Source organism: Hydrogenophaga sp. 70-12 (assembly GCF_001897365.1).
GTDB classification, from domain to species: domain Bacteria; phylum Pseudomonadota; class Gammaproteobacteria; order Burkholderiales; family Burkholderiaceae_C; genus Hydrogenophaga; species Hydrogenophaga borbori.
Genome location: NZ_MKSS01000047.1, coordinates 1 through 3,501, shown reverse-complemented (window position 1 = coordinate 3,501; position 3,501 = coordinate 1). Strand labels below are relative to the sequence as shown.

Here is a 3,501-nt window from a genome sequence, read left to right as displayed (position 1 = left end):
CGCCTACGTGGGCTACCAGGTGGCGCAGTTCGTGGGCTTCTGGCCGGCGCTGGTGATCGCGCCCATCGTGGTGGGCCTGCTGGGCGCGGCCTTCGAGCGCCAGTGCCTGCGCAAGGTGCACAAGTACGGTCACGTGCCCGAACTGCTGGTGACCTTCGGCCTGTCTTACGTCATCGTCGAGCTGGTTCAGCTCATCTGGGGCCGCATCGCGGTGGAGTTCCGTCCGCCCGAGTTGCTGCAGGGCCCGGCCTTCACCCTCATCAACCATTCCGTGGACGGCCTGCGCCTGGTCTGGGGCGCGGCCGCGCCCGAGCTGTGCAGCGCCACCGACGCGGCGGTGCGCGTGGTCTGCTCGCCGTTCCCCGCCACGCGCGGCTTCATGATGCTGGTCGCGGTGGTGATGCTGCTGTCGGTCTGGCTGCTGCTCACGCGCACGCGCATCGGGCTGGTGATCCAGGCCGCGCTCACGCACCCGCAGGCGGTGGAGTCGCTGGGCCACAACGTGCCGCGCGTGTTCATGCTGGTGTTCGGCGCCGGCTCGGCACTCGCGGGTCTGGCCGGTGTCATCGGCGGCAGCACCTTCCTCACCGAGCCGGCCATGGCCGCCACCGTGGGCTCGGTGATCTTCGTGGTGGTGGTGGTGGGCGGCATGGGCTCGCTGTCGGGCGCCTTCGTGGCCTCGCTGCTCATCGGCGTGATCCAGACCTTCGCCGTCGCCTTCGAGTACTCGCTGCTCACGCTGTTCGAGCAGATCGGCGTGCCGCTGTCGGAGGGCCTGCGCAACAACTCCTACATCCGGCTCACGCTGTCGCAGGTGGCGCCCATCCTGCCGTACCTGTTCCTGGTGCTGATCCTGATCTTCCGCCCGCGTGGCCTGCTGGGCAAACGGGAGAGCTGAGCCATGAACACCACCACCTCCACGCTGGCGGCGCCACGCCGCTTCAACACCGGCCGCTGGATCACCTGGGGCGGCTTTGCCCTGCTGCTGATCGTGGCGCCACTGATCTGGGGCAGCGGCCTGGGCCTGACGGTGCTCTCGCAGATGGGCATCGCCATCATCGCCTGCCTGTCCTACAACATGCTGCTGGGGCAGGGCGGCATGCTCAGCTTCGGGCATGCGGTCTACACCGGCCTGGGCTCCTTCATGGCCATCCACGCGCTCAACCGCGTCACCGAGGGCGCGATGCACATGCCCGTCTCGCTCATCCCCCTGGTGGGCGGCGTGGCGGGCCTGGGCTTCGCGGTGCTGTTCGGCTACGTCACCACGCGCAAGTCCGGCACCACCTTCGCCATGATCACGCTGGGCCTAGGCGAGCTGGTGTTCGCGCTCTCGCTCATGATCCCCGAGTTCTTCGGTGGCGAGGGCGGCGTGTCGGGCGACCGCATGGCCGGCGAACCCTTCATGGGCATCACCTTCGGGCCGCAGCGGCAGGTGTACTACCTGATCGCGCTCTACACCTTCGTCTGCGTGGCCGCCATGTACGCGTTCACGCGCACGCCGCTGGGCCGCATGCTCAACGCCGTGCGCGACAACCCCGAGCGGGTGGAGTTCGTCGGCTACGACACGCAGAAGGTGCGCTACCTGGCCTTCATCATCGCGGGCTTCTTCGCTGGCATCTCGGGCGGCCTGGGCGCGCTCAACTTCGAGATCGTCACCGCCGAGGTGGTGGGCGCGGCGCGCTCGGGCGCCTACCTGCTGTTCACCTTCCTGGGCGGCGCCACCTTCTTCTTCGGCCCCATCATCGGCGGCGTGTTGATGGTGCTGGCGCTGATCCTGCTGTCCGAGCTCACCAAGGCCTGGCTGCTGTACCTGGGCCTGATCTTCCTGTTCATGGTGATGTACGCGCCCGGCGGCATCGCCAGCCTGATCATGATGAACGTGCGCGTGGCCGCCCATGGCCGCCTGCGCGAGCTCGGCGGCAGCTACCTGGCATTGATCGCCTCGGCCGTGGTGATGCTGCTGGGCGTGGCGGCCATCATCGAGATGGTCTACCACCTGCAGCTCAGCACCACGCTGGGCGACGAGCTGAACTTCCTGGGCCTGACGCTGCACGCGCGTGGCTGGACCAGCTGGCTGGGCGCGCTGGCGCTGGCGTTCGGCGGCTTCGGCCTCTTCGAATGGACGCGGCGCGGCTTCGCGCGCCGCTGGGGCGCCATCCAGGAGGACATCGAAAACCAGATCAAGCAGAGGGAGGCGCTGTGAGCGGCACCACATCCACCCCGGCGCTGGAGCTCAAGGACCTGCGCAAGAGCTTCGGCAAGACCGAGATCATCCGCGGCGTGAACCTGTCGGTGAAGGCGGGCGAACGCGTGGGCATCATCGGACCGAACGGCGCGGGCAAGTCCACGCTGTTCAACCTCATCAGCGGGCGCTTCGCGCCCACCAGCGGTCAGGTGCTGCTCAACGGCCAGCGCATCGACGGCAAGCGGCCTTTCGAGATCAACCGCGCGGGCCTGTCGCGCAGCTTCCAGATCACCAACATCTTCCCCAAGCTCAGCGTGTTCGAGAACCTGCGCTGCGGGGTGCTGTGGAGCCTGGGCTACCGCTACACCTTCCTGAAGTTCCTGGCCAACCTGACCGACGCCAACCAGCGCGCCGAGCAGCTGCTGCACATGATCCAGCTCGACCGCAAGCGCGACGTGCTGGCCATGAACCTCACCTACGCCGAGCAGCGCGCGCTGGAGATCGGCATCACCATCGCCGGGGGCGCCAACGTGATCCTGCTTGACGAGCCCACGGCCGGCATGAGCAAGAGCGAGACCAGCCGCTTCATCGGCCTGATCAAGGACGTCACCGAAGGCAAGACCCTGCTGACCGTGGAGCACGACATGGGCGTGGTGTTCGGCCTGGCCGACCGCATCGCCGTGGTGGTGTACGGCGAGGTGCTGGCCTTCGACACGCCCGAGGCGGTGCGCGCCAACGAACGCGTGCAGGAGGCCTACCTGGGCTCGCACGTGGCCGAGGCGCAGGGAGCGGGGCACTGATGCTGAAGATCCAGAACCTTCATGCCTATTACGGCAAAAGCCACGTGCTGCACGGCGTGGACTTCGAGGTGCGCAGCGGCGAGATCGTCGCGCTGCTGGGCCGCAACGGCTCGGGCCGTTCCACCACCGCCAAGGCGATCATGGGCCTGGTGGACTGCGAGGGCAGCGTGCGGTGGAAGGACCAGGAGATCGTCGGCCGCAAGGCCTACGAGGTGGCCCACCTGGGCCTGGGCTACGTGCCCGAGAGCCGCGACATCTTTCCCACGCTCACCGTGCACCAGAACCTGCTGCTGGGGCAAAAGGGGGCCGGCAAGGGCTCGCGCTGGGGATTCGACGACATGTACGCCATGTTCCCGCGCCTGAAGGAACGCCAGCACACCGAGGCCGGCGTGCTCTCGGGCGGCGAGCAGCAGATGCTGACCCTGTGCCGCACCCTGATGGGCGACCCGGACCTGATCATCATCGACGAACCCACCGAGGGCCTGGCGCCCAAGATCGTGGAGCTGGTGGCCGAGT

At 68.0% G+C, this 3,501-nt stretch carries 4 protein-coding genes; all 4 read left to right on the top strand.

What is annotated here, in order from left to right; genetic code table 11:
- Positions 1-898, top strand: an 898-nt coding sequence (locus BGO22_RS03505; RefSeq protein WP_286848993.1) for a branched-chain amino acid ABC transporter permease, incomplete at its 5' end; no start/stop codon positions are given.
- A 3-nt stretch (positions 899-901) separates the two neighbouring features.
- Entirely contained in the window at positions 902-2,203 is a 1,302-nt protein-coding gene (locus BGO22_RS03500) for a branched-chain amino acid ABC transporter permease (RefSeq protein WP_175442809.1), read from the top strand.
- Positions 2,200-2,985 (top strand): ABC transporter ATP-binding protein, encoded by a 786-nt coding sequence (locus tag BGO22_RS03495; RefSeq protein WP_070398379.1) that lies wholly within the window; start codon positions 2,200-2,202, stop codon positions 2,983-2,985. The genes BGO22_RS03500 and BGO22_RS03495 overlap by 4 nt, the downstream gene beginning before the upstream one ends.
- Positions 2,985-3,501, top strand: a 517-nt coding sequence (locus BGO22_RS03490; protein ID WP_286848989.1) for an ABC transporter ATP-binding protein, incomplete at its 3' end; no start/stop codon positions are given. The genes BGO22_RS03495 and BGO22_RS03490, both read left to right, overlap by 1 nt.